Annotated in this window: 28 protein-coding genes; 12 read left to right on the forward strand and 16 right to left on the reverse strand. The window is 63.5% G+C overall.

The window, feature by feature from the left end:
* Positions 1–9: 9 nt before the first annotated feature.
* On the reverse strand, positions 10–1,245 hold the full coding sequence (locus tag FJ988_RS20650) for a GNAT family N-acetyltransferase (RefSeq protein ID WP_140820188.1): 1,236 nt from the start codon (positions 1,243–1,245) through the stop codon (positions 10–12).
* 90 nt (positions 1,246–1,335) lie between these two features.
* On the opposite strand from FJ988_RS20650, the gene FJ988_RS20655 reads away from it, so the two are divergent.
* Entirely contained in the window at positions 1,336–2,394 is a 1,059-nt protein-coding gene (locus FJ988_RS20655) for a polysaccharide deacetylase family protein (protein ID WP_140820189.1), read from the forward strand.
* 13 nt (positions 2,395–2,407) lie between these two features.
* Here FJ988_RS20655 and FJ988_RS20660 read toward each other — a convergent pair whose 3' ends face one another.
* Both FJ988_RS20660 and FJ988_RS20665 read right to left on the reverse strand, forming a co-directional pair.
* Positions 2,408–2,812 carry a hypothetical protein gene (locus tag FJ988_RS20660; RefSeq protein ID WP_140820190.1) on the reverse strand — a complete coding sequence of 135 codons (405 nt, stop codon included), beginning with the start codon at positions 2,810–2,812 and terminating at the stop codon, positions 2,408–2,410.
* Positions 2,813–2,918: 106 nt separating this feature from the next.
* Positions 2,919–3,134 (reverse strand): DUF2842 domain-containing protein, encoded by a 216-nt coding sequence (locus FJ988_RS20665; RefSeq protein WP_140820191.1) that lies wholly within the window; start codon positions 3,132–3,134, stop codon positions 2,919–2,921.
* Positions 3,135–3,285: 151 nt separating this feature from the next.
* Here FJ988_RS20665 and FJ988_RS20670 point away from each other — a divergent pair, with 151 nt between their 5' ends.
* Positions 3,286–4,392 (forward strand): COX15/CtaA family protein, encoded by a 1,107-nt coding sequence (locus FJ988_RS20670; RefSeq protein WP_140820192.1) that lies wholly within the window; start codon positions 3,286–3,288, stop codon positions 4,390–4,392.
* A gap of 44 nt (positions 4,393–4,436) precedes the next feature.
* Here the strand turns inward: FJ988_RS20670 and FJ988_RS20675 are convergent, their stop codons facing one another.
* The 3 genes from FJ988_RS20675 to speB form a co-directional block, all read right to left on the reverse strand.
* Positions 4,437–4,772 (reverse strand): hypothetical protein, encoded by a 336-nt coding sequence (locus FJ988_RS20675; protein WP_140820193.1) that lies wholly within the window; start codon positions 4,770–4,772, stop codon positions 4,437–4,439.
* 152 nt (positions 4,773–4,924) lie between these two features.
* Positions 4,925–5,857: an N-acetyl-gamma-glutamyl-phosphate reductase gene (argC, locus tag FJ988_RS20680; RefSeq protein WP_140820194.1), complete on the reverse strand. Its 933-nt coding sequence runs from the start codon at positions 5,855–5,857 to the stop codon at positions 4,925–4,927.
* 29 nt (positions 5,858–5,886) lie between these two features.
* Positions 5,887–6,888: an agmatinase gene (speB, locus tag FJ988_RS20685; protein ID WP_140820195.1), complete on the reverse strand. Its 1,002-nt coding sequence runs from the start codon at positions 6,886–6,888 to the stop codon at positions 5,887–5,889.
* 124 nt (positions 6,889–7,012) lie between these two features.
* Between speB and FJ988_RS20690 the strand changes: the two genes are divergently transcribed.
* A complete protein-coding gene (locus FJ988_RS20690) occupies positions 7,013–8,227 on the forward strand; it encodes an acyltransferase (RefSeq protein ID WP_140820196.1) in 1,215 nt (404 codons plus the stop codon).
* 141 nt (positions 8,228–8,368) lie between these two features.
* On the forward strand, positions 8,369–9,427 hold the full coding sequence (locus FJ988_RS20695) for a glycerophosphodiester phosphodiesterase family protein (protein WP_140820197.1): 1,059 nt from the start codon (positions 8,369–8,371) through the stop codon (positions 9,425–9,427).
* 323 nt (positions 9,428–9,750) lie between these two features.
* Here the strand turns inward: FJ988_RS20695 and FJ988_RS20700 are convergent, their stop codons facing one another.
* Positions 9,751–10,620, reverse strand: a complete 870-nt coding sequence (locus FJ988_RS20700; protein ID WP_140820198.1) for an aldo/keto reductase family oxidoreductase — start codon at positions 10,618–10,620, stop codon at positions 9,751–9,753.
* Between the two features lie 95 nt (positions 10,621–10,715).
* Between FJ988_RS20700 and FJ988_RS20705 the strand changes: the two genes are divergently transcribed.
* The gene (locus FJ988_RS20705) at positions 10,716–11,624 is read left to right on the forward strand and encodes a LysR family transcriptional regulator (protein ID WP_140820199.1); all 909 of its coding nucleotides are present in this window, start codon (positions 10,716–10,718) and stop codon (positions 11,622–11,624) included.
* Positions 11,625–11,702: 78 nt separating this feature from the next.
* Here FJ988_RS20705 and rpsI read toward each other — a convergent pair whose 3' ends face one another.
* The 3 genes from rpsI to FJ988_RS20720 form a co-directional block, all read right to left on the reverse strand.
* The gene (gene rpsI, locus FJ988_RS20710; protein ID WP_140820200.1) at positions 11,703–12,185 is read right to left on the reverse strand and encodes a 30S ribosomal protein S9; all 483 of its coding nucleotides are present in this window, start codon (positions 12,183–12,185) and stop codon (positions 11,703–11,705) included.
* The gene (gene rplM / locus FJ988_RS20715) at positions 12,185–12,649 is read right to left on the reverse strand and encodes a 50S ribosomal protein L13 (RefSeq protein ID WP_140820201.1); all 465 of its coding nucleotides are present in this window, start codon (positions 12,647–12,649) and stop codon (positions 12,185–12,187) included. The genes rpsI and rplM overlap by 1 nt, the downstream gene beginning before the upstream one ends.
* A 225-nt stretch (positions 12,650–12,874) precedes the next feature.
* On the reverse strand, positions 12,875–13,336 hold the full coding sequence (locus FJ988_RS20720) for a PaaI family thioesterase (RefSeq protein ID WP_140820202.1): 462 nt from the start codon (positions 13,334–13,336) through the stop codon (positions 12,875–12,877).
* Positions 13,337–13,483: 147 nt separating this feature from the next.
* Here FJ988_RS20720 and FJ988_RS20725 point away from each other — a divergent pair, with 147 nt between their 5' ends.
* The 5 genes from FJ988_RS20725 (at position 13,484) to FJ988_RS20745 (ending at position 17,529) form a co-directional block, all read left to right on the forward strand.
* On the forward strand, positions 13,484–14,305 hold the full coding sequence (locus FJ988_RS20725; RefSeq protein ID WP_140820203.1) for an enoyl-CoA hydratase: 822 nt from the start codon (positions 13,484–13,486) through the stop codon (positions 14,303–14,305).
* 46 nt (positions 14,306–14,351) lie between these two features.
* Entirely contained in the window at positions 14,352–15,134 is a 783-nt protein-coding gene (locus FJ988_RS20730; RefSeq protein ID WP_140820204.1) for an AAA family ATPase, read from the forward strand.
* Positions 15,131–15,652: a CoA-binding protein gene (locus FJ988_RS20735; protein ID WP_140820205.1), complete on the forward strand. Its 522-nt coding sequence runs from the start codon at positions 15,131–15,133 to the stop codon at positions 15,650–15,652. Before FJ988_RS20730 ends, FJ988_RS20735 begins: the two co-directional genes overlap by 4 nt.
* 161 nt (positions 15,653–15,813) lie before the next feature.
* Positions 15,814–17,094, forward strand: coding sequence for an O-acetylhomoserine aminocarboxypropyltransferase (locus tag FJ988_RS20740; RefSeq protein ID WP_140820206.1), 1,281 nt, complete (start codon positions 15,814–15,816; stop codon positions 17,092–17,094).
* Positions 17,095–17,181: 87 nt separating this feature from the next.
* Positions 17,182–17,529 (forward strand): cupin domain-containing protein, encoded by a 348-nt coding sequence (locus FJ988_RS20745; RefSeq protein WP_407067762.1) that lies wholly within the window; start codon positions 17,182–17,184, stop codon positions 17,527–17,529.
* Positions 17,530–17,652: 123 nt separating this feature from the next.
* On the opposite strand, the gene FJ988_RS20750 is transcribed toward FJ988_RS20745, so the two are convergent.
* The 3 genes from FJ988_RS20750 to FJ988_RS20760 form a co-directional block, all read right to left on the reverse strand.
* Positions 17,653–18,360 (reverse strand): transporter substrate-binding domain-containing protein, encoded by a 708-nt coding sequence (locus tag FJ988_RS20750; protein ID WP_140820208.1) that lies wholly within the window; start codon positions 18,358–18,360, stop codon positions 17,653–17,655.
* 27 nt (positions 18,361–18,387) lie between these two features.
* Complete coding sequence (locus tag FJ988_RS20755; RefSeq protein ID WP_140820209.1) at positions 18,388–19,626, reverse strand: cytochrome P450; 1,239 nt, start codon at positions 19,624–19,626, stop codon at positions 18,388–18,390.
* Positions 19,627–19,706: 80 nt separating this feature from the next.
* Positions 19,707–20,435 carry a hypothetical protein gene (locus tag FJ988_RS20760; protein WP_140820210.1) on the reverse strand — a complete coding sequence of 243 codons (729 nt, stop codon included), beginning with the start codon at positions 20,433–20,435 and terminating at the stop codon, positions 19,707–19,709.
* Positions 20,436–20,557: 122 nt separating this feature from the next.
* Between FJ988_RS20760 and FJ988_RS20765 the strand changes: the two genes are divergently transcribed.
* Together FJ988_RS20765 and FJ988_RS20770 are read left to right on the forward strand one after the other, a co-directional pair.
* The gene (locus FJ988_RS20765; protein ID WP_246688621.1) at positions 20,558–20,869 is read left to right on the forward strand and encodes a DUF6949 family protein; all 312 of its coding nucleotides are present in this window, start codon (positions 20,558–20,560) and stop codon (positions 20,867–20,869) included.
* A 99-nt stretch (positions 20,870–20,968) separates the two neighbouring features.
* Positions 20,969–21,496 carry a gamma carbonic anhydrase family protein gene (locus tag FJ988_RS20770; protein ID WP_140820212.1) on the forward strand — a complete coding sequence of 176 codons (528 nt, stop codon included), beginning with the start codon at positions 20,969–20,971 and terminating at the stop codon, positions 21,494–21,496.
* 31 nt (positions 21,497–21,527) lie between these two features.
* Here FJ988_RS20770 and FJ988_RS20775 read toward each other — a convergent pair whose 3' ends face one another.
* From FJ988_RS20775 to FJ988_RS20785, 3 genes are all read right to left on the reverse strand, one after another.
* Positions 21,528–22,079, reverse strand: a complete 552-nt coding sequence (locus FJ988_RS20775) for an ankyrin repeat domain-containing protein (RefSeq protein ID WP_140820213.1) — start codon at positions 22,077–22,079, stop codon at positions 21,528–21,530.
* A gap of 304 nt (positions 22,080–22,383) precedes the next feature.
* Entirely contained in the window at positions 22,384–22,989 is a 606-nt protein-coding gene (locus FJ988_RS20780; protein ID WP_140820214.1) for a transglutaminase-like cysteine peptidase, read from the reverse strand.
* A 217-nt stretch (positions 22,990–23,206) separates the two neighbouring features.
* Positions 23,207–23,824 carry a PilZ domain-containing protein gene (locus FJ988_RS20785; RefSeq protein ID WP_140820215.1) on the reverse strand — a complete coding sequence of 206 codons (618 nt, stop codon included), beginning with the start codon at positions 23,822–23,824 and terminating at the stop codon, positions 23,207–23,209.
* Between the last annotated feature and the right edge of the window lie 19 nt (positions 23,825–23,843).

The raw sequence follows: 23,843 nt of genomic DNA on the forward strand, positions 1-23,843 counted from the left end.
ACAGCTGGTCTAGTTGTCGTCCTCGGTGGTTGCTGGCGCAACCGCTTGACCGGCGGTCTTGCGGCGCAGCATCTTGGTCAGCCTCCACACCGTCGGGTTGTTCTTGATGAAGGCCTTGGCGCGCGTGCCTTGCCGCATCGCCCCGGCCAACGCGCGGCCCTTCAGTGTTAGTGGCGCCAGCACCTCGAAATGCTGGGTCTCGAGATCGCACCACAGTCGCTTGTAGGGCTCGTCGCCGACCGAAAAGTCATAGACGGCGAAGCCGAGCTCGCATGCTTCCTGGATATTGTCGAAGAAGAGGAAGTCGCCGGGACTGGTGAAGGCCAGATCGTCTTCCGCAATCGCTCCGAATTCGCAGATCAGCCGCTTGCCTGAGCAACTGGAGCCGGTGACGGCGCGCAATTTGCCGGCCACCTCCAGCCCGTGCAGCAGGAAGGACGGTCTTTCCTCGGCGAGCGCATCGGCAAACAGCGCACGGAAGAACGCACGGATATCGGCCGCGCCGAACACGTCGGCGATGCCCATCTTGGCAAAACGCGCTTGCTTCATCTCGAAGAAGGCGTCGAGCAAGCTATCGACCTCCTCGCGGGTGCGGGCCTCGATGCGGCGGAAGGGGCCGACCGCCTCGAATTTGCGGGTCTGCGAGCGGTGCTTCTTGCGCTTGCGCTTGCCGCTCGAGCGCGACAGCAACGCGTCGAACCCGCCGTCGAGATCGACCGCTAGCGCAAGATTGGGACTTGGCGAATTGACCATCGTTGCGAACGGGTTGGCGACGCCGTCGAGATCGGGCAGCAGCCTTTCCAATGCGATGAGGTCGATATCCGGCCGCGCCTTGCGGATCGCGGCGAACAGCGAGCCGATCGCCGCGGCGTCGATTGCCGGCAGCAGCCGCGCATCGGCGGCGGCGAAATTGCCGTTGGCGTGGCGCCCGCCGGCGAAGCGGGCAGTTTTGAACGGACCGCGGCGAACCACTTCCAGCGCCAGCGAAAGCGCCGGGCGGCCTTCGGCGCTCAGCGTTGCGACGACCATATCGGCGACCGTCTTGGCGTCCCAGTTGCGCACCCAGGAGGCGCTTTGCGCCGGCGCAAACAAGGCCGAGCCGCAGAATTCCGTGTAATTCGCAAGACCGGCACTGTCGCTCACTGAGGCAGTCAGCCGGCCGTGGCCGGCCCGCAATGTCCGCGCCGTGGGTGGCTCGTTGGCCGCGATCCGGTTGCCGTCAAATGACGCGGCGGCGTCAACCATACCTCAATCCTTAAGACGTATTGGTTGCAACTTGGGGTTCGCATGGGCGCTTTTCGTGCTTGGATGAGCCTAGGCGCAAAAGGTGAAGGAATGATCGACGGGGGGGAGGCAATCCGTAAGCTCGCGCTCAACGTCGCGCGCTACACCGGCCTTGCCCCGCTGGCGAAGCCGTTCGTCGGCGGTATCGGCGCCATCCTGATGCTGCACCGCGTCACCGCGACTCCGGAGAAACCGAACAGCGTCAACCGCCACCTCAACATCGCCCCGGCCTTCCTCGACAAGCTGATCGCGGACATGAAGGGAAGGGGCTATGCCTTTGTTTCCCTTGATGAAGCGATCGAGCGCATCAAGACCGGCGGCAAGGGCGGCCAATTCGCGACCATCACCGCCGACGACGCCTATCGCGACAACATGACGGAAGCGCTACCGGTGCTGGCGAAGCACGGGGCGCCGATCACCATCTATGTCGCGCCCGGCCTGATCGACGGTGCTGCCGATCTGTGGTGGGACGTGATCGAGGATATCGTCGACACCAGTTCGCGCCTGACCCTCAAGAGCGCGGCCGGGTCGATGGTCATCGATTGCTCGACGCCGGCCCGCAAGATCCAGGCCATCGTGAGGCTGAACGGCTGGCTGACGCTCGAGGTGCCGGAGCAGGAGCAAGGCGCGGCGCTGCGCGAACTGGCGCGCTCGAATGGCTACGAGTTCGGCTCGGGCCGCACATGCAAATTGATGAGCTGGAACGAACTCGGCGCCATGGCGGCGCATCCGCTGGTGACCCTTGGCGCGCATACCGTGAACCATCGCAATCTGAAGCGGCTGTCGGAGACCGATGCGCGTCACGAGATCGGCGACGTCCGGCGCATCCTGAAAGAAAAGCTCGGCGTGGAGCCGCGCCATTTCGCCTACCCCTACGGCTATGCCAGCGCCGTCGGTTGCCGCGAGGTGGGTTTTGCGCGCGACGCCGGTTATGCCTCGGCGGTGACGACACGGCACGGTGTTCTGCGGGCCGAGCATGCCGGTTTCCTGCATGCGCTGCCGCGCATCTCGATCAACGGCCGCTACCAGAGCGTCGCCCACATCCGCACGATGCTGTCGGGCGTGACGACGCCGCTCGCCAATGCAGGCAAGATGGTTGTGACTATCTAGCCCTGCGCTTTGGTCAGCATTTGTGGAAATAGCGGTAGGTGTCCGGCGCACTCATCCATTTGAAGTTGGCCGACAGTCCGCCATGCGCGTTGATCCAGCCGCGGATATCCGAGGCATAGGCATTCCACAGCATGCCGGTCGCGTCTGTGCGGTGTGCCAGATGGAAGCCGAAGCTCGCCGCGGGCGTCACGCAGATGCGGTTGCGTGGAATATAGCCGAGCAGAACGGTGCAGGCCGACTGGCATTTGCCGACGATGCGAACATCGACGCCGCGCGCCGCAAGCGCCTTCCAGCGTTGACTGTAAGCAGCGACGCTGCCGCCGTGAGCGTCCGAGACGTTGATGGTTTCCGCGGCCGCGACCGAAACGGTGAGCGATGCGATAATCAGGGTGATTGCCGAGAACAGCGCCTTCCGCATGCCAAGCCCTCCCTGCCAAGCCATGAAGCCGGGCAAAATAAACTCATGCGCGATCACTTATGAATCACGTTAGCGTTTGGAGGGATTTCAGCAGGCGCGACGGCGCTCAGCTTTTCGGGCGTGGCTCCAGGATCAGCCATTTGATGATGCCCATGGCCGGCAGCACCCACAACAGCCCGCTGAACAGGAAGAACAACAGATGCACCACCGGGCCGTATTCGACCAGCCTGGTGACGGCGATGGCCGAGGCGATCAGCGCATAGATGATGACCAGCGCCACCAGCAGGATTGTTCCGATCAGCTTTTTCAGGCGAAGGGGCATGTCGCGGTCCCGTTGACGCCTTTCGCTTAGGCCGAACGGGACGCGCGCGCAACCGTCGCGGGCCGGCGCGACGGCGTGCCGCGCTGTCCGGCCTTGCCACGGCGCGAGCCTTGGTCCACCACGTCAGCGTCTCAACCGCCGGGAAAGCGCAATGGCTGCCATGACCGCCACGGCCCCTTACGCCGCACGCGACCGCGACCTTACCAACCGTGCCCTGGTGCGCGGCTGGCTCTATGTCGTGCTGCTGGTTCTGTTCGCGCTGGTGCTGGTCGGCGGCGCCACGCGATTGACCGAGTCCGGCTTGTCGATCACCGAGTGGCAGCCGATCCATGGCGTCATCCCGCCGCTCAATGCCGCCGAATGGCAGGAAGAGTTCCAGCGCTACCAGCAGATCCCGCAATATACCGAGCTCAACAAGGGCATGAGCCTCGAGGCCTTTAAGTCGATCTTCTGGTGGGAGTGGGCACATCGCCTGCTTGCGCGGGGCGTCGGCGTCGTCTTCGCCTTGCCGCTCATCTTTTTCTGGGTAACACGCCGTATCGAAAGCGGCCTTGGCCCGAAACTCGTCGGCATCCTCCTGCTCGGCGGCCTGCAAGGTGCCATTGGCTGGTGGATGGTGGCTTCGGGCCTCGTCGATCGCGTTTCGGTCAGCCAGTACCGGCTGGCCACGCATCTGACGCTTGCCTCGGTCATCTTCACCGCCACGATGGTGGTCGCACGAGGCCTTGCGCCGCACTCCGAGCCGACGGGAGACCGGTCGACGCAGCGGCTCGCCGGCTTTATCGTGCTTCTGGCGCTGATCCAGATCTATCTCGGCGGGCTGGTCGCCGGCCTGGATGCAGGGTTGTCCTACAACACCTGGCCGCTGATGGACGGCAAGCTCGTCCCGTCCGACCTTCTGTTGCTTGAACCCGCCTGGCGCAACTTTTTCGAGAACCCGAAGACGGTGCAGTTCGTGCACCGCATCGGCGCCTATACGATCTTCCTGGTGGCGTTGTGGCAGATGATCGCCACACGGCGACGCTTGCCGGGCACCACGCACTCCCGCCGCGCCACGCTGCTATTCCTGCTGGTCGTCGTGCAGGCCTCGATCGGCATCAGCACGCTCCTGATGCAGGTGCCGCTGCACCTTGCGCTGACGCATCAGGGGTTCGCGCTGATCCTTCTCGGCTTCGCCGCTGCGCATTGGCGCGGCACCAAAGGCGCTTATCCGCTGCCGACAGGGATCGTCGTCAGAGCAATTCCAGGAAAAGTGTAGAGCGGTTTTCCGTCCGGAATTGCGTCGGAAGACAGAGCCTGGCGTCAAATCCGAAACAGTTCTTTTTGCGTCGACGACGAACCGTCGAACTCCGCCTGACGCGCGGCGGCAGCCGGCGACACCGACTGGTTCTGGTCGGCCTGCTTGGCCTTTTCGGCGGCTTTCTGCGCGTCGGCCGCCTTGAGCGCATCGAGCTGCGCCTGCAGCGCGGCGATCTGTTGCTGCAACTGGGCCGCCTCGACCTGATCCTTGGCGGCATCGGCCTGATCCTGCTGGGTCTGGATCTGGCTTTCGAGCGCCGCTTCCTGAGATGCGTTGTCGGACGACGTGGATGAGGAATATTGCACCGACTGGACGGAGCTCGAGATCGCGCTGACCATGGAGAATCCTTTGTGGAGGGCCGGCTCCATCAATAGCCTGTCATGGTGAATCGCTGGTTACCCAACAATTCAGCGATCGGAGTCGCGCGCAGCTGTCAAACCAGTTCCCGAGCGCTGAGTTTCCAACGCTCGGGAAAAGCCTGCATCGATGATCAGTGCTTGATGCCGAGCATCAGGTCGAGGTTCTGCACCGCGGCGCCCGACGCGCCCTTGCCGAGATTGTCGTAGACCGCAAGCAACAGCGCCTGCGCCCGCTCGTCATTGGCGAAAACATAGACCTTCATCCGGTTCGTGCCGTTGAACACCTCCGGATCGATCTCCGGTACGCGCTCCATATGCGTGTACGGCGCGACCTCGACCACGCCGCCGTCGATCGCCGCGAAATGGTCGGCAAGCGCGGCATGAAGCTCGGCGCCGTTCGGCACGCGGTCGAGCCCGCCAAGCTGCAGCGGCACCACCGTGATCATGCCTTGGGCGAAATTGCCGACCGCCGGCTGCATGATCGGGTCATGCGACAGCTTCGCATAGGTCCTGAGTTCCGGCACATGCTTGTGCTGCAAGGTCAGCCCGTAGGGCAGGAATTCGGGCGCGTCCTCGCCCTTGCCGACATAGTCCTCGATCATCGGCCGGCCGCCGCCGGAATAACCGGAAATGCCGTTGACGGCGATCGGGAAATCCGCCGGCAAAAGCCCGGCCGACACCAGCGGCCGCAGCGTCGCGATTGGCCCTTGCGGCCAGCAGCCGGGATTGGCGACGCGCTTCGCGTTGGCGATCTTCTTCGCCTGGTCCTTGTCCATCTCGGCAAAGCCGTATTCCCAGCCCTCGGCCACGCGATGCGCCGTCGAGGCGTCGATCACCTTGGTGGTGTCGTTCGCAATCAGCGAAACACTTTCCTTGGAAGCGGCATCGGGCAGGCACAGGATCGCGACATCGGCGGCATTGAGGAATTCTGCCCGGGCCGCCGCTTCCTTGCGGCGCTCCGTCGGGATCGAGATGATCTCCAGGTCGCTGCGATCGGCAAGCAGCGCCCTGATCTGCAATCCTGTCGTGCCGTGCTCGCCGTCAATGAAGATCTTCGGTTTCATCTCTTGCCAAATTCCCTGCGATTTCAAGTCTATATGCCGTGCGCATGATTTATCGCGGCATGGTTGCCATTGTTCAAGTCCTCGGCCCGGGCCTTTCGCTCCGCCAGCAGGCCGAGATAGTGCATGGCAATGATCGAGCCGGCGATCGCCGTTATATCGGCATGATCATAGGCCGGCGCAACCTCGACGATGTCGGCACCGACGATATCGATCTGACCAAGCTGGCGCAGCGTCGACAGAATTTTTGCCGAGGACGGGCCGCCGGCCACCGGAGTGCCGGTTCCGGGCGCGAAGGCCGGGTCGAGGCAGTCGATGTCGAAGGTGAGGTAAGTCTTCTTGCCGCCGGTGCGCTCGACGATCGCATAGGCGATATCGGAGGCGCGCATTTCCTCGACCTCGTGGCCATAGAGGATCTTGATGCCGAACGTGTCGGGCGCATGCGTGCGGATGCCGATCTGGATCGAGCGGTCCGGGTCGATGATGCCTTCCTTCGCCGCGCGGGCGACGAACGAACCATGGTCGATGCGCTTGCCGTCGTCCGGCCAGGTGTCCTGATGCGCGTCGAACTGCACCAGCGCCAGCGGCCCATGGATCGCCGCATGGGCCTTCAGGAGCGGCCAGGTGACGAAATGGTCGCCGCCGAGCGTCAGCAGGAACGCGCCTGATTTCAGGATCTTGGCCGCTTCGCGCTCGATCGTGCCGGGCGTCTTCTGGTGGTTGCCGCTGTCGAGCAGGCAGTCGCCATAGTCGACCACCGAGAGATGCTCGAACAGGTCGCGCGAGAATGGGTATTGCGGATCGTTGTCGAGGATCGCCGAGGCGCGGCGGATCGCCTGCGGCCCGAAGCGCGCGCCGGGCCGGTTGGTGACGGCGGCATCAAAGGGAATGCCCCACACGACCGCGTCCGCACCCTTCACGTCCTTGGTGTATTTGCGCCGCATGAACGACAGCGCGCCGGCATAGGTCGGCTCGAACGACGCACCCGTCTTGGAGCGGGCGGTAAACGCGTGGTCGATCTCTTGGTTCGCCATTACGGGTCCTCGGTTTTCATCGGGCAGCCACAACTACAGAACCGGCACGCAACATGCCAGTCACAGCTTGTGGAGAGGGAATGGCGCTTGGCGAGTGCCATGGCAACACAGGATCTGTATCATTATGGCTGAGACCGCTTTGCTCAATCTCGCTCCGGCCCAGGCCGCGACCCGTGTCGGCTCGGCAGCCGGCGAGCGGTTCCAGGTCCTCGATTCCTGGCGCGGCATTTGCGCGCTTCTGGTGGCGTTGTTCCATTTCCCGACCACGTCGATGATTTCGCAGAGCGCCTTTGTCGGCGGCGCCTATCTGTTCGTCGACTTCTTCCTCGTGCTGTCCGGCTTCGTCATCGCCGGCGCCTACGCCAGCCGGCTGAACGAGCCGGACGACCTTGCCCGCTTCGCCCTGGTGCGCTTCGGCCGCATCTATCCGCTGCATCTCTTGATGCTCGCCGCTTTCGTCGGCTTCGAAGCGCTGCGCCTGGTCCTGCCGGCGCTGCACGGAACCGGGCCTGCGCCCTTCACCGGCGGCTTCGACCTGAGGAGCCTCGTCGCCAATCTGTTCCTTCTGCAGGGCATGGGCGTGGAGGATCATCTGAGCTGGAACGCGCCGAGCTGGAGCATTTCGGCCGAGTTCTTCACCTATCTCTTCTTTGCCGCCGTCGTCTTCACTGCCGGCCAGCGCGCCTGGATATGGTTCGTCGCCGCGGCTGTCACCGCGCCATTCTTCCTGCTGGCGGTCTCGACGCGTCATATGGACGTGTCTTTCGATTTCGGCTTCATCCGCTGTCTCTACGGCTTCTCGCTCGGCGCGCTGCTTGCCTGGTTTCAGCACGATTCCATTGCAGAGGCGCGACAGGCGCTTAGCCGCGGGGCAGGGCGCCTTGCCTGGACGCTGGCGGAGCTGGCGATGATCGCCGTCATCGCCGTGTTCGTTTCGGTCGCGGGAACCAGCAATGCCGGCATCGCCGCGCCGGTCGTCTTCGCACTGGCGCTTTACCTCTTCGCCCATGAGGGCGGCTGGGTCAGCGCGATCCTGCGCAGCCGGCCGATGCTGCTGCTCGGCTCGCTCTCCTATTCGATCTATATGGTCCACATCTTCGTGCAAGCGCGCATGATCAATGTCGGCGGGCTGATCGAGCGCAAGCTCGGTCTCGGCCTTGTCGGCGAATTCACCTTGCGCGGCTATCCCGCTACCGGATTCGGCGTCGGCTCGCCATGGCTCGGTCTCGCGGCAATGATGGCAATGGTGATCGCCGTCATCGTCACTTCCTGGTTCACCTGGCGCGTCGTCGAAATGCCGGCGTTGGCCTGGTTCCGGCGCCTCGCCAAGCGGGTTTAGGCCCGAGCAATTCCAGGAAAAGTGTGAAGCGGTTTTCCGTCCGGAATTGCGCCAAACAGAGAGACAGCTAGCCGGCTTCGTTCACCGGCATGTCATGGGCATCGCCTAACTGGGGCACGACCCGGAACGGAGCGATTCCCGATGCGAACACTCTGGCTGAGCCTGCTGTTTTCCGCTGCCCTTGCCGGCTCGATGGGCCAAGGCTTAGCCGGTGAAAGCCGAGCGAGCCAGATTCTCGACCGCTTCGAGCACGCCAACCAATGGCGCGTCCATGTGATGATCGCGGCCCACCGCGCCGGCAGCATGCAGGCCGGCAAGACGCTCTACGCCGAGAATTCGCTGGCCGCTGTCGAGGGCTCGATCGCCATCGGCGCCGAGATCGTCGAGGTCGACGTCCGGCGTTCGAAGGACGGTCAATTCATCATCATGCATGACAGCTGGCTCGACCGCACCACCACCTGCAAAGGCGAGGTGCTGGACTACACGCAGGCCGAGCTGAAGAAATGCCGGCTGGTGGTCGAGGGCACCGGTGCCGTCACCAACGAGACGGTGTCGACACTGCGCGAAATGCTGCTGGCGACCCGGGACAGGATCCTCATCAATCTCGACAACAAGCTGGAGGTGACGGACCTGCCAGGCATGATCGCCGAGGCTCGCGATCTCGGTATGGCCGATCAGGTCATCGTCAAGGAGAACCTCTGGAACAGCCAGCGTATCGACGCGGCGAGGGCCGCGCTTGCCAAGGCCGGCGGCGGCTTCCAGTTCATGCCGATCCTCGCCGACGATGCCGTGCATGACGCCGCCTTCGCCGGTGAGGTCGACAAGGCCTTCGCGCCGCGCGCCATCGAACTGATCAATTGGCGCAACGGCGCCGAGACGCTGACCGCGACCGGCGGTCCGCTGTTCAGCACCCGCATGCGGGTGCAAGCCGCGCGCGACGACTGGCACCTCTGGGCCGACACCTACGCCATCGTCAACAAGCCGGGCGGCTTCCTTGCCGGCGGCCGCGGCGACGAATTGGCCGTCGCCGCTAGCCTGCCGCGAGAAGCCTGGGGTTTCTGGGTCGACCGCGGCGCCACCATTATCCAGACCGACGAGCCGAAAGCGGCGATCGACTGGCTGACGGCCAATGGGTTTCGGGTGCCGTATGCGACGGATATCAAGCAAGCTGAGCCGGCGCATACGGCGAGTATTAATTAGAGTCGGCGCGAAAGCTGCCAATCTCCCCCCTCGTGGGGAGATGCCCGGCAGGGCAGAGGGGGGCGCGAAGGAATGCCGACATATCGCCGTCGTCATCCTAGGGCGGAGCAAGGAGCGAAGCGACGCGCGCAGACCCTAGGATCCATGCCGTGACGCTAAGGCGTTGAAACATTTACAGAATTCTGAACCGTTGCACTCTGCGCCAGAGGTCACGGCATGGATCCTCGGGTCAAGCCCGAGGATGACGAACGCGATGGGTTGGCGGGACAGCGCCCCCCTCTGGCCTGCCGGCCATCTCCCCCACGAGGGGGGAGATTAGCCAATCACGCCGCCTTCGCGACCCCATCCAACTCCCGCAAAACATCCGCCGACAGCTCCAGCTCCGCTGCCGCCAAATTCTCCCGCAAATGGCCGACCGAGGACGTGCCGGGGATCAGCAGCACATTGGGCGAACGCTGCAGCAGCCAGGCCAGCGCCACCTGCATCGGCGTCGCGCCGAGCCTTTCGGCCACGCCCGACAGCGTCGAGGACTGCAGCGGGTTGAAGCCGCCGAGCGGGAAGAACGGCACATAGGCGATGCCGGCGCGCGCCAGTTCGTCGATCAGCGTATCGTCCTCCCGATGCGCCAGATTGTACTGGTTCTGCACGCAGACGATGTCGCAGATCTTGCGGCCTTCCGCGATCTGGGTGCGGGTGACGTTGCTCAAGCCGATATGGCGCACCAGGCCCTTGTGTTGCAGCTCGGCAAGCTTGGTGACCTGCGCCTCGATCGAGCCTTCCGCCGGACCATGCACCCCGAACATGATGCGCAGATTGACGACCTCCATCGCCTCGAGGCCAAGATTGCGAAGGTTGTCGTACACGGCCTGCTCGAGCTCATCCGCCGTGAAGGCCGGCAGCCAGGAGCCGTCTTCGCCGCGGCGGGCGCCGATCTTGGTGACGATGGTGAGGTCGTCGGGGTAGGGCGACAGCGCCTCGCGGATCAGCTTGTTGGTGACATAGGGTCCGTAATAATCGCTGGTGTCGATATGGTTGACGCCTTGCGCCACCGCTTCGCGCAGAACGGAGATCGCCGCGTCATGGTCCTTCGGCGGCCCGAAGACGCCTTTGCCCGCCAGTTGCATGGCGCCATAGCCGAGGCGGCGAACCGAGCGCTCGCCGAGTTTGTAAGTACCGGATTTATTGCTGGACATCGTGGTTCTCCTTCGCTGTCGGCGAGTGAGATAGGGCATGGCCGCTGTCCCGATAACCAGGTATAACCAGCACGACCTGTGCGGAATTAAGAACAATGGCAGCTGATCTCAACGATCTCCAGGCATTTATGGCCGTGGCGCGCGCCGGCGGCTTTCGCGAAGCGGCCCGCGTGACGGCGGGCAGCGCGTCCGTGCTCAGCGAAGCCATTCGCCGTCTGGAAACCCAGCTTGGTGTACGGCTCTTCAACCGCACTACGCGTAGTGTCGCGCTGACCGAGGCGGGCGCCGGCCTGCTGGCGCGTCTTGGCCCCGCGCTGGGTGAGGTGGAGGCCGCGCTCGATGTCGTGAACGGCTTTCGCGACCGGCCGGCCGGGACCCTACGCCTCAATGTGCCGATCAGCGCCTCGCGGCTGGTGTTGCCCAGGATCGTGCCCGGATTTCTAGCCGCCTATCCGGCCATCCGGCTGGAGGTGATCGCGGAGGAAAACTTCGTCGACCTGCTGGTGGCCGGCTGCGATGCCGGCATCCGCTACGACGAGCGGCTGGAGCAGGACATGATCGCCGTGCCGATCGGACCGCGCGCGCAACGCTTCACCACCTCCGCGTCTCCGGCCTATCTCGATCGGCACGGCCGGCCGCAACATCCGCGCGACCTGCTTGGCCATGTATGCGTGCGCGGTCGCTTTCCCAGCGGGGTCATGACGCCTTGGGAATTCGAGCGCGACGGCGAGGTGGTGCGGGTCGATACCACGGGGCCATTGGTCGTCAGCATCGGTGGTGGCGTCGATCTCGCCATTGACGCGGCAATCGCCGGCGTCGGCATTCTCTGGCTTTTCGAGGACTGGGTGCGCCCGCACTTCGAGACCGGCGTGCTGGAACCTGTGCTGGAGCCGTGGTGGCAGGAATTCTCCGGGCCGTTCCTCTACTACCCCGGGCGCCGTCTGGTACCCGCGCCGCTGCGCGCTTTCATCGACTACATCAAGACACCGGCGGGTCGGTGGTGACAATCCGGGCAAAGCGACGCCAGGAACAAAAAAGGCCGCCCGGAGGCGGCCTTTCGAGAAATCCGTAAGCCGTAGAGCTTAGCGCTTGGAGAACTGGAAGCTGCGGCGGGCCTTGGCCTTACCGTACTTCTTACGCTCGACGACGCGGCTGTCGCGGGTCAGGAAGCCGCCCTTCTTGAGCACCGAACGCAGGCCCGGCTCATAGTAGGTCAGCGCCTTGGAGATGCCGTGACGCACGGCGCCCGCCTGGCCCGACAGGCCGCCGCCGATGACGGTGGCGACGATGTCGTACTGGCCGGCGCGATTGGCGGCGACGATCGGCTGGTTGAGGATCATCTGCAGCACCGGACGCGCGAAATAGTTCGCGAATTCCTTGTCGTTGACGGTGATCTTGCCGGAGCCCGGCTTCACCCAGACGCGCGCGATGGCGTTCTTGCGCTTGCCGGTGGCATAGGCGCGGCCCGACTTGTCGAGCTTCTGGACATGCACGGGCGCGGCGGCCTGGGCATTGGTGTTGCCGGTGGCGGCGCCCAGTTCTGCGAGCGAGGAAAGCTCAGCCATTACGAAGCCCTCTTGTTCTTGGAGTTCAGCTTGGCCACGTCGAGCGAGACGGGCTGCTGGGCGGTGTGCGGATGCTCGGCGCCTGCATAGACGCGGAGATTCTTCATCTGGCGACGGCCAAGCGGGCCGCGCGGGATCATGCGCTCGACGGCCTTCTCGACGACGCGCTCGGGGAAGCGGCCCTCGAGCAGCTGGCGCGCGGTGCGCTCCTTGATGCCGCCGGGGTGGCCGGTGTGCCAGTAGTAGACCTTGTCGGTGTACTTCTTGCCGGTGAACACCACCTTGTCGGCATTGATGACGATGACGTTGTCGCCATCATCGACATGCGGGGTAAAGGTGGGCTTGTGCTTGCCGCGCAGATGATTAGCGATGACGGTGGCCAGACGACCGACGACGAGACCCTCGGCGTCGATCAGCACCCACTTCTTCACCACATCCGCAGGCTTCTGCGAAAAGGTAGCCATGGTTTTGCTCTCAGGTTGACCTTCCAATCCGTGAGGGATGGAAAGGCGTTTCTTGTTGCTTGGATTGGCAGAGCGGCTATGCCACCCCGCCAATAACAAAACGGCGGCCATTGCGGGCCGCTGCTTCGGCAGGGCTTATAGGCGAGGGCGCCAGAGGCGTCAAGGCAGCCGAAAAGTATCATAGTGCGCAAAAGTCTGTAAAAACAATGGGTTAGTGATACGGTATTATTTTACCACATCGGCGCGCTTCGGCGGGATCGAATAGGTTCCCGTTGCGTGCGCCACTGTGTGCCCGTCCGGACCGGCAACGATGTCGATGTCGAACATCATCAGGCTTTTGCCGAGCTTGAGGATGCGGCAATGGCCGTCGATCGGCCCGGCCTCGGCCTTGCGGACGAAATTGATGTTGAGATTGGTCGTCACCGAGAGCGCATCCGGCCCGGCGTGGCTGAGCACGCAGACATAGCCGCCGATATCGGCCAGCGTGAACAGCGACGGACCCGAGACCGTGCCGCCGGGACGCAGATGCCGTTCATCGGCATTGAGCCGCACCGTGCAGCCGCCCGGAAACACCTCGATCGCCTCATAGGCGGTGAAGTTATCGTTGAGCTGCGGATAGACGCTTGCCATCAGCGCATTGACTTCCGCCGCGTCGAGCATTGGCTTCAGATTGCTTTGGGCGGGCATGGGCGGCGTCCTATATGAGATGGCAGGCTGTAGGCCTGGACCAAACGGTGCGATGGAGAAAACACGCCTCGCGGCTGTTCTTCAACCGGCAGCATGCTAGTTCTGTTGCTCCATGCGCCGCGGGCGCCGACCGAGAGGTTTTTTGAAGTGGCTGAAGTCGTCGCCATCAAGCCCGCCGTCGCCGACGGCCCTGTCCTTGTCAGCCAGGACAAGGGCGTCTTGCGCCTCACGCTTGCCAGCCCGCCGGCCAATGCGCTGTCGCTGGCGACGATGGCGGCGCTTCAGGCCGAACTCGATCGCGCAAAGGACGACAAATCCGTGCGCGTCATCATCCTGGCGGCCTCCGGAAAAGTGTTCTGCGCCGGCCATGACCTCAAGGAGATGACCGCTCACCGCGCCGAGCCGGACCGCGGCAAGGCCTTTTTCGAACAGACATTCGCCGCCTGCGCGACTTTGATGCAGACGATCGTGCGCCATCCGAAGCCGGTGATCGCCGAAGTCGACGGCCTTGCCACCGCCGCCGGCCTGCAACTGGTCGCCAGCTGCGACCTTGCCATTGCCTCGCATGAGGCGAGCTTCTGCACGCCCGGCGTCAACATCGGCTTGTTCTGCTCGACGCCGATGGTGGCGCTGTCGCGCAACGTCTCGCGCAAGCAGGCGATGGAAATGCTTCTGACTGGCGAGACGATCGACGCCGCGACCGCCAAGGAGTTCGGCCTGATCAACCGCATCGTGCCGCGCGAATATCTGAATCAGGTTGTCAACAAATACGCGCAAACCATTGCTTCCAAATCCTCTTTGGTCGTCAGGACCGGCAAGGAAGCCTTTTACGCGCAGGCCGAGATGGGGCTGGCCGACGCCTATGCCTATACCGGCCGCGTCATGGTCGAGAACATGCTGGCGCGCGACGCCGAGGAAGGCATCGGCGCCTTCATCGGCAAGCGCAAGCCGGAATGGGCTGACGAGTAGTCGGCCTGCCAATGGTGCCACGCTTTTCCATCGATGAAGGTGCGTCGTGGCTGCCCGAAAGCAACTGACGCGGCTGAAAGCGCCGTATCTCAAGCGCATCCTGCTCGACCCGTCGCGGGTCGCCGACTGGGATCAATATCCCTGGAACCTGCCGCTCTTCCGCGACCGCGAATTCGAGTTCGAGTTTCCGGCTGCGATTACCATCATTGTCGGCGAGAACGGCACCGGCAAATCCACGCTGCTCGAAGCGATCGGCGCTTTGGCCGGTTATGATGAAGCCGGCGGCGGCAAGGGCTATCGTCCAGTCGACCATTCCATCGCCATCGACAAGAGCGGCGCGTCGCTGGCCGACACATTTCGCGCGCATTGGCTGCCGAAGGTCACCGCCGGCTGGTTCTTCCGCGCCGAATCCTTCTACTCGGTCGCTCGTTACCTCGATAAGGTTGCGCTCGAAGATCCGTTCAAACCGCCGCCGCCGGATTTCCTCTCCTGGTCGCATGGCGAAGGTTTTATCCGCTTCTTCGAGGAGCGCTGCCGCCGGCAGGGTATCTACATCCTCGACGAGCCCGAAAGCGCGCTGTCGCCGACGCGTCAGATCGAGCTTTTGAAACTGCTCCAGCGCATGGAGCAATCCGGCATCGCGCAGGTGATCATGGCCACGCATTCGCCACTTCTGATGGCCTGTCCAAACGCGCGCCTCTTCCGCATCAGCCGCTTCGGGCTCGATCCGATCGATTTTCAGGACACCGACCATTTTCGCATGATGCGCGACTTCTGCAGCGACCCGGCTGCCTTTCTCGCCGAAGCGCAGTATGAGGACGAACCATGAATCACGACAGCTACGACAACGCCTATATCGCCGGCATCCTCAATTCGGTGAAGACCATCGCCATGGTCGGCGCCTCGCCCAACGACGTGCGGCCGAGCTACTTCGTGCTTAAATATCTGATCGCCAAGGGCTTCTCGGTTTTCCCGATCAATCCGGGCCATGCCGGTAAGGAGATCCTCGGCCGCACCGTCTATGCCAGCCTGGCCGACCTGCCGCAGCCGGTCGACATGGTCGACATCTTTCGCGGCTCGGCGGCGGTGCCCGGCATCATCGATCAGGTGCTGCAACTCGATCCGCTGCCGAAAGTCGTCTGGATGCAGCTCAGCGTGCGCCACGACGAGGCGGCGGCCCGCGCCGAGGCCGCCGGCATCAAAGTGGTGATGAACCGCTGCCCGAAGATCGAATATGGCAAGCTGTCCGGCGAAATCGGCTGGACCGGCGTCAATTCCGGTGTGCTGTCGTCGAAAAAGCCTTTGATGCGGCAGGGTTTTCAGAGCTTCGGCGTGCGGCAGAAATAGGCTCGGTTTCGGCGACGCAAAATTATTCCGGGAAGAAACGGATTTTCCCGAGCGTTCCTTGCGGATCGTTCGCCGAAAGGTATTTTCTTCTTTGCATTCGCCATCGCGCTTCGCCAACAATGCCCGGCGATTTTCCAAAAGGTTAGGAGAGGGAGGTTTCGATGACCCGTACACCCGGTTTCAACACGCTCGCGGTTCACGCCGGCGCCAAGCCGGATCCGGCGACGGGCGCGCGCGCCACGCCGATCTACCAGACGACCTCCTATGTCTTCGATGATGCCGACCATGCTGCCTCGCTGTTCGGCCTGAAAGCCTTCGGCAACATTTACACCCGCATCATGAACCCGACCCAGGCGGTGCTCGAGGAGCGGCTTGCCGCACTCGAAGGCGGCACGGCCGCACTTGCCGCCGCCTCCGGCCATGCCGCTCAGGTTCTGGTCTTCCACAATCTGCTACGGCCGGGCGACAATTTCGTCTCCGCGACGAAACTCTATGGCGGCTCGATCAACCAGTTCGGCCACGCCTTCAAGAATTACGGCTGGGAGGTGCGCTGGGCCGACACCAACGACCCCTCGACCTTCGAGAGCCAGATCGACGATAAGACCAAGGCGATCTTCATCGAGAGCCTGGCCAATCCGGGCGGCATCTTCGTCGACATCGAGAAGATCGGCGACATCGCCCGCAAGCACGGCCTGCCGCTGATCGTCGACAACACGCTGGCCTCGCCCTATCTGGTGCGGCCCATCGAGCACGGCGCCGACATCGTCGTGCACTCGCTGACCAAGTTCATCGGCGGCCACGGCAATTCGATCGGCGGCGCCCTCATCGACGGCGGCACCTTCGACTGGTCGAAATCGGGCAAGTATCCGATGCTGTCGGAGCCGCGGCCCGAATATGGCGGCCTGGTGCTGCACGAGACCTTTGGTAACTTCGCCTTCGCCATCGCCGCGCGCGTGCTCGGCCTGCGCGACCTCGGTCCGGCCATCTCGCCCTTCAACGCCTTCCTGATCCTCACCGGCCTGGAAACGCTGCCGCTGCGCATGCAGCGCCATTGCGACAACGCCGCGAGCGTCGCCGGCTGGCTTTCCAACCATCCCAAGGTTGCCTGGGTGAACTATCCCGGCCTGCCCGGAGACAAGAACAATGCGCTGCAGAAGAAATATTCGCCGCAGGGCGCCGGCGCCGTCTTCACCTTCGGCCTCAAGGGCGGCTACGAGGCTGGCGTCAAATTCGTCGAGGCGCTGGAACTGTTCTCGCATCTCGCCAATGTCGGCGACACCAAGTCGTTGGTCATCCACCCGGCCTCGACCACGCACCGCCAACTGTCCGACGAGCAGAAGGTCAAGGCCGGCGCCGGCCCGGACACGGTGCGGCTGTCGATCGGCATCGAGGACGTCAACGACATCGTCGCCGACCTCGAACAGGCGCTGGCCAAGGTCTGAGGAGAAGTAGTGAGTAGTCGGTAGTCAGTAGTGACTAGCGAGCCGGCAGAGTAATTCCACTCACTACTCACTTGTTGGAGGCTGATCCTGCCCACGAATTACCTGACAATATCGACTGACGGCATCGAGCCCGAATCCGGCGCGCCGGCTCCGGATCGGGTGATTTCGGGCGATCCGAAATTCCGCACCTGGAATGTCGAGGAGCGCGACGGCGGCCTCTATGCCGGCATCTGGGAAGCGACTCCCGGCAAATGGCGCATCTCTTACGACGAATGGGAGTTCTGCCACATCCTGTCCGGTGTTTCGGTGATCGCCGAGGACGGCGGCGCGGCGCGCACCGTCAAAGCCGGCGACAGCTTTGTCCTGAGGCCTGGTTTCAAGGGCAGCTGGGAAGTGCTGGAGACGACCCGCAAGGAATATGTGATCAAGCTCTGAAGCGGGTCCTTGCCGGGGGATAGATCGTTTCACCGTTTCGCGGAAACGGCGAACCGCTCTATCAATTTGTTTTTTCTATGCAATTCCGGACGTAAAACCGGTCACACTTTTCCTGGAATTGCTTTACAGCAGCCGGTCGACATCCGCTTCGGAGAATCCAAAGCCGGCCATCAGGTCGCGGTGCCACCGGCTTCCAAGCAGGCTACCCAGACAGTCGTCGACACGCCGTCTCAATGCGTCGTTGCCTTTGGCGACCGCAAAGGCACCAGCGGCCGGCAACCGTTCGGACGCGGGAACGTCGATGACATCGAGCATTGCATCCGATCGCCGCGCGATATAGCCGCGATGCGCCATGGCAACGCTGGCATAGGCTTGCACCATGCCGGCAGCCACCGCCTCCGCCGCTTCGGCCTGCGTGGCGAACACCTTGATCCGCTCGGGCGGCATGCCGTTCTGCAGGGCCGTCCGATGCTGGATCTGGTCCGATATCACGCCAAGCCTCGCCGAGGGATGGCCTGCAAGAGAGCGATAGCCGTCAAGGTCGAGCGGGTTGCCGCTCGCGACCATCAACCCGTCGGGCAGCGACCAGATCGGGCGGCTGAAGTCCACCAGCTTGCCGCGCTCTTCGGAGATGAAAAGCCCGGTCGTCACGTCCCAGCGGCCGTCGGCCAGTCCCGGCAGCAATTCGGCGAATTCAGCCTCGATGGGCGTGAAAGCCGTCGTTCCGGACATCGCGCAGATCTTCTCGGCCAGCATGGCGTCGCAGCCGTCGAGTTTCCCAGATGCATCGGTGAAGCAGAAGGGCGGCTCCTGTAGAAAGGCGAATCTCATTTTCCGGGCTCTCTGGATTGTTGCGGGTCAGAAGCTAACGGTGAGCGCTTCCAGCCCATGGAAATGGTAGGTGTCGCGAAAGCGCGGCTCGCCGGCGAACTGCAGCTTCGGCAGCCGGTCGAACAGCGTCTTCAGCGACACCTGCAATTCCAGCCGCGCCAGCGGCGCGCCGATGCAGAAATGAATGCCGGCGCCGAAGGATACGTTCTTCTGGTCGGTGCGGGACGCGTTGAAAGTGTCAGGCCCGGCGAAGGCCAGCGGATCATGATTGGCCATACCGAGCAGCAGCGCGATCTTGTCGCCGGGCTGGAGCAGAATGCCCGGCTTCCACTCCATCTCTTCATAGGCATAGCGCAGGAACATATGCAGCGGCGCATCGAAGCGCAGGCATTCCTCGACCGTGGCGGCGTTGGCCTCCGGCGTCCCGAAGAAGCTGCGTGGATCGCCGCCTTGCGCGAGGATCGATCTCACGGCATTCCCGGTCTGGTGCACGGTCGCCTCGTGGCCGGCATTGAGCAGAAGGATAGTCGAGGAAACCAGCTCGTCCTCCGACAGTTTTTGGCCATTGTCTTGCGCCTCGATCAGCAGCGACAGCAGGTCGTCGCCGGGTTTCTTGCGCCGCTCGGCGACATAGCCGCGCAGGAAATCGGAAAATTCGCGCGCGGCGCGGTTGGCCGCGTCCTCGGTCTCGCGCGTGCGGCCATGGGTGTACATGGCGACCATATGATGCGACCAGTCGAGCAGTTGCGGCCCCATCTCGACCGGGACGCCGAGCATTTCGGCGATGATGGTGATCGGCAAAGGCGAGGCATAGGCGGGCAGGAGGTCGACGCTCCCCGGTTCGAAGCGGTCGATCAGCTCATTGGCCAGCGCCTCGATGCGCGGCCTCAGTCGCTCGACCTGGCGCGAGACGAAGGCGCGGTTGACCAGCGTCCTGAGCCTGGTGTGCACCGGCGGCTCGAGCTCCAGCATCGAATTGGCCTCGATGCCGTCGAAAGCGGCAAGATGCGACCGGTCGTTGCCGATGCCGCGGCTGTCGGGAATGCCTGCCGGATTCTGGCGGCCGAAGCGGCGGTCACGCAAGAGGCGGCTGACGTCGTCGAAGCCGCCGAAACACCAGAACCCGTAATTGTCCCAGAAGAAGGCGTTCGCTGCGCCATGCAAGAAGGCATAGGCCTCATACGGATTCTGCACGAAGGTCGGCTCATGCGGGTCGAGCCGCAGGCGGCGGCTGGCTTGATCGAAGGTGAGATAGGCTGGCGTCATGCTCGATCTTTAGCGCGCCTTGTCAGCGCGATGCCAGACGGTGTTTTGACGCCCTTGACGCAGAAGCGTTGAGCCAGCCGCTAATGCCCTGGCTTCAGGATTCCTGCCACCTTGGCGGCAATCGCAGCATCGAGTGCCTGCCAGCTACCCAGTAGCTCGCGCGGAAAGCGATAGGTGACGCTGAGCTCGTCGCCGACCTGGATATCGCGCTCGCAGGGCGCGAGCGACTCCTCGGCGCTCGGGCCGCTGAGGCAGCGGGCGACGAACGGATCCTTGCCGGCCCGCTCGGCGACAGCCAGCACCTCGTTCAGATAGCCTGATTTTTCGCTGAAGGCGTAGATCGTCGTGCCGCCGGGACCGGGCGTTCCAGGCTTTTCGATCAGCGCGCTGTAGATCGGCGCGAAACGGCCGCTCATGTCGCGCGACATCATGCGCGGCTCGAACGACAGGAAGATAATCTTCTTGGTTGTGGCGTGGTTGAAGTCGTCGCGCGCTGCCGTGCTGTAGCCGTCCATCTCGGGATAGCGCAGATAGAGATCGAGCCGCGAGGCAATGCCGTCGCGCCGAGCCTGCTCGAAGCGGATGAAGTTTGCCGGCACGGCGATCACATTGTTGCCCATGACGACCTGGCGCAGGGTCGTGTCATCGGTGTAGCCGGCCATGGCGATCGAGCGCCCCAGCGATTTGCCGCCGAGGCTGATGGCCACCGAAAGCAGCGCCAGCGCCGCGAAGACGTAAAAGACCCGCTTCATGAAGGTCGAGTCGATGACCTGGAAGTCCGGGTTCTCGGCGACGCTTGCCTGTCTCATCAGCGATTCCCCGATCCGCTCGCCTGTCCACAGGCGGCACATAAAACGCGGCATGGCTCTTGCAGCGCGTTGGCACGACTGTGCGGTCTCATGGTAAACGGATGGTAAAGATGGAGCTCGTGATGCTTGCTGTCTACGCTTTCGCGGTCGGCCTGACCGCTTGCGGACTGGCGGGATCGGCCATGGAGCTGATCTGCGGCCGCCGGCTTGCTTTTGCCGAGCCCTATGTCTCTCCGGCCTTTGTTCTGCGCTCGCTCGGCGCAACGGCTTGCGCCGGCCCGTTCATGCTCGCCAACGAGGCCCTGGCCGCCCGGCGCGAGGGCCGCATCGGCCTGCTGGCGCTGTTGTCCTGCGGCTGCACGGCCGTCGCCTGGTCGCTGGCGCTCGGTATCGTGCTTGTCGCCATCGCCTCCTGGGCTACCGGTTCAGTTTGATTCCAGGCATATCCTGTTTCGGAAACAGCCGCGCACTTTCGCGCGCCATGCTTTAGGCTCGGCCAACTTCCCAGCTTCAAACGAATCGGAGATCAGACAATGCCGCTCTATGCGATCGACGGAAACGCGCCCGAGTTCGAGGATGCCGACACGAACTGGATCGCGCCCGACGCCACGCTGATCGGCAATCTCAGGATCGGCCGCAACGCCGGCTTCTGGTTCGGCGTCGTCATCCGCGGCGATGGTGAGCCCATTGCGATCGGCGCCGACACCAATGTGCAGGAACATACGATCATGCACACCGACCCCGGTTTCCCGCTGACCATCGGCCAGGGCTGCACGATCGGCCACCGCGCCCTGCTGCATGGCTGCACGATCGGCGACAACAGCCTGATCGGCATGGGCGCCATCGTGCTGAACGGCGCCAGGATCGGCAACAACTCGCTGGTCGGCGCAGGCGCGCTGGTGACGGAGAACAAGGTTTTTCCGGACAATTCGCTGATCGTCGGCTCGCCAGCCAAAGTGATCCGCACGCTGGACGAGGCGGCGATCGAACGGCTTCGCGTCTCGGCCGCGCACTATGTTGCCAACGCCAAGCGCTTCAAGGCCAAGCTCAAGTCGGTGTAGCCGCTCGCTTCCCGCATCTTGCCGACTTGCATCAGGCGCCGCCTTTGCCTGCGGCCCCGCGAAGCAGGGAAGCGCCCTGTTCGAAGCCGGCCTTCTCCGCGCCCTCGAGCGCGGTTTCGTAGTCGTCAATGCGTGTCCTGAGCAGCGCGTCGGCGCCGGAGGCAAGCAGCAGGCGGATCGCTTCGGCGTCGCGCTGGCACACCGCGTAGTGGAGTGGCGTCCAGTCGTTCACGCCGCGCATGTTTGGATCGGCGCCGTGGTCGAGCAGGATGCGGATGAGTTCCAGCCGGTCCGGCCGCTCCGTTGAAAGCGCGGCAATGATCGAGGGAAACCCGCCGGGATCCTGATAATTCGGATCCGAGCCGGCATCGAGCAGCGTGGCGACGAAGCTGCTCGGGCTCCAGTAGATCGCGGACTCCAGCGGGTGCCCGAGGCCGAGCTCGAACGGCATCCTCTCGTCGAACCAGCGCGGCGCGCCGCCGAGGGCTGCACTCAGAGCGTCGAAGTCACCGGCCTTGAAGGCGTCGTCGATGGCTCTGAACAACTTTGCCTGCTCGCAGCGGTCGTCAGGGATTTCCAGCATTGCCTTCATCCGCAAAAGGACGAGCAATACTGCTCCCATCCGTGCCGATCCGGAAGCCTCCGAGCCAGTGACGCTTCCTCGGCATCGAACTGATCGACGGCCTTCACTAAGCTTAGCCAGAAACAGCGGAGCCGGCCCCGGGGACAGGGGCCGGCTCCTAAACCCGGTCGTTGGGGACGGGGAGGGTGGGGACTCGACCGGGCTTTCTCCCTAAGCGCGTCGCACCAAGGCGACGTGCTTAACTTTTTCGCGCAGATCGTGTCCCCGAACGACTGCGCAGTTCTGGACTGACGGCTTCGACGCCTTAGCGGACGCTGGCGACGGCGTCGTCGCGTCCGTCGTTGATCGTGACCCAAACACCCGAATTCTCGGTCGATTGACGTTTGAGGTAGGTGTAGACCGTGTCGTTCCAGGCGAGCACTTTCGGCTCGAGATTGTCGAGAATGAAATCTCCGAGGCTGGTGTGCACCGTCAGCACCGCATGGCCGTCGCCATTGGGCTGGCGCACCACGGTCATCAAGAGATCGCCGGCCGGCACGCCCGCGGCCATCAACTCGCGGCGCTTCTCCAGCCCATAATCCTCGCAGTCGCCAAAGCCGTTGTCGGGATAGGCCCAGTATTCCTCGACGCCGTAGTTTTCCAGGTCCGTCTTCGGTTTGATGCGGGTGTTGACGGAATTGTTGACGTTGATGATCGTCGCCCACAGCTTGCGCGTCAGCTCGACCGGCGCACCCTTGGGCGTGCGCTGGTTGCACTCGGCCGGAATGCGCTGGCAGAAATCGTAATGGCCGACCGGCTGGGTGGTGCGGCCGCCGGTGTGCATGAAGGTCGGTCCAGCGTTCGCCGTTCCCCAGGCGGAAAGCTGCATTGCCATTGCCAAGAGCAACAGCTTGCCCCTCGTCATTTTCATTGTTGTAGTCTCCCCGTTCGAGAAGACTGTGCCACGATGGGATTTATTTGACGCAAAAACCCGAAGTAGACATTGAGTAAAACGCCGGTCGAATAAGCATAAAATTTGAACTATCAGGATTTGAGTTTATTGAGATTCGAGAACTTCCAGCCTGCGGCAAGGCAACAAAAAACCGGCCGCGGGCGGCCGGTTCGGGTCGAGCATAAAGACAGATGCTTCAGGAACGCGGCGCGTTGAATTCCTGGTCGAGCGTTTCCGGCCGCTGGATGACTGCGAACTCGATGGCGACGCCATCCTCGAAATGGCGCACCACCTGGCCGCGCATCGTGCCCAGCATGACCTGGATCCCGATCGCCGGCTTGACGTCGATCTCGATCGCCGCGCCCGAAAGCGACAGGTCGATGATGCGGCATTGATACTGGCGTCCGTCGATAAGCTGCAGAACGCTCATCGGATTGCGCGGCGCCACGCGCTCGTGGCGGCGGTCTTCCGGCAGGTCAAGCTCGTGCTTGTTGGCGAGCCAGGTAAGCTGCGCGGCGAGCTTGTCCTTCTTGCGGTCGGACGCAATGACGGTCATGGCGAAACCGTCTTGCGATGTGCGCGTCACCACGCCTTCGATACGACCGATATGGTCGATATAGGCGATGATCTTTTCGCCAGGCATGCCGATGCGTTCGGCGCGCAAGGCGACGTTGCCGGGCGACATGTCGATCACCTGGCATGGATGCTCGGTGCGGTCTTCCAGCATGAAGCGTCCGTAGATCTTGACTTGGACACGCTGGAAGTTGCGCCGCTCAGCTCGTGACGGTGCGTAATCTACCGCCGCTGACCTCATGCTGGCTACACCCCGTTGG

The sequence above is a fragment of the Mesorhizobium sp. CU3 genome (assembly GCF_006442965.1).
Classification (GTDB): Bacteria; Pseudomonadota; Alphaproteobacteria; order Rhizobiales; family Rhizobiaceae; genus Mesorhizobium.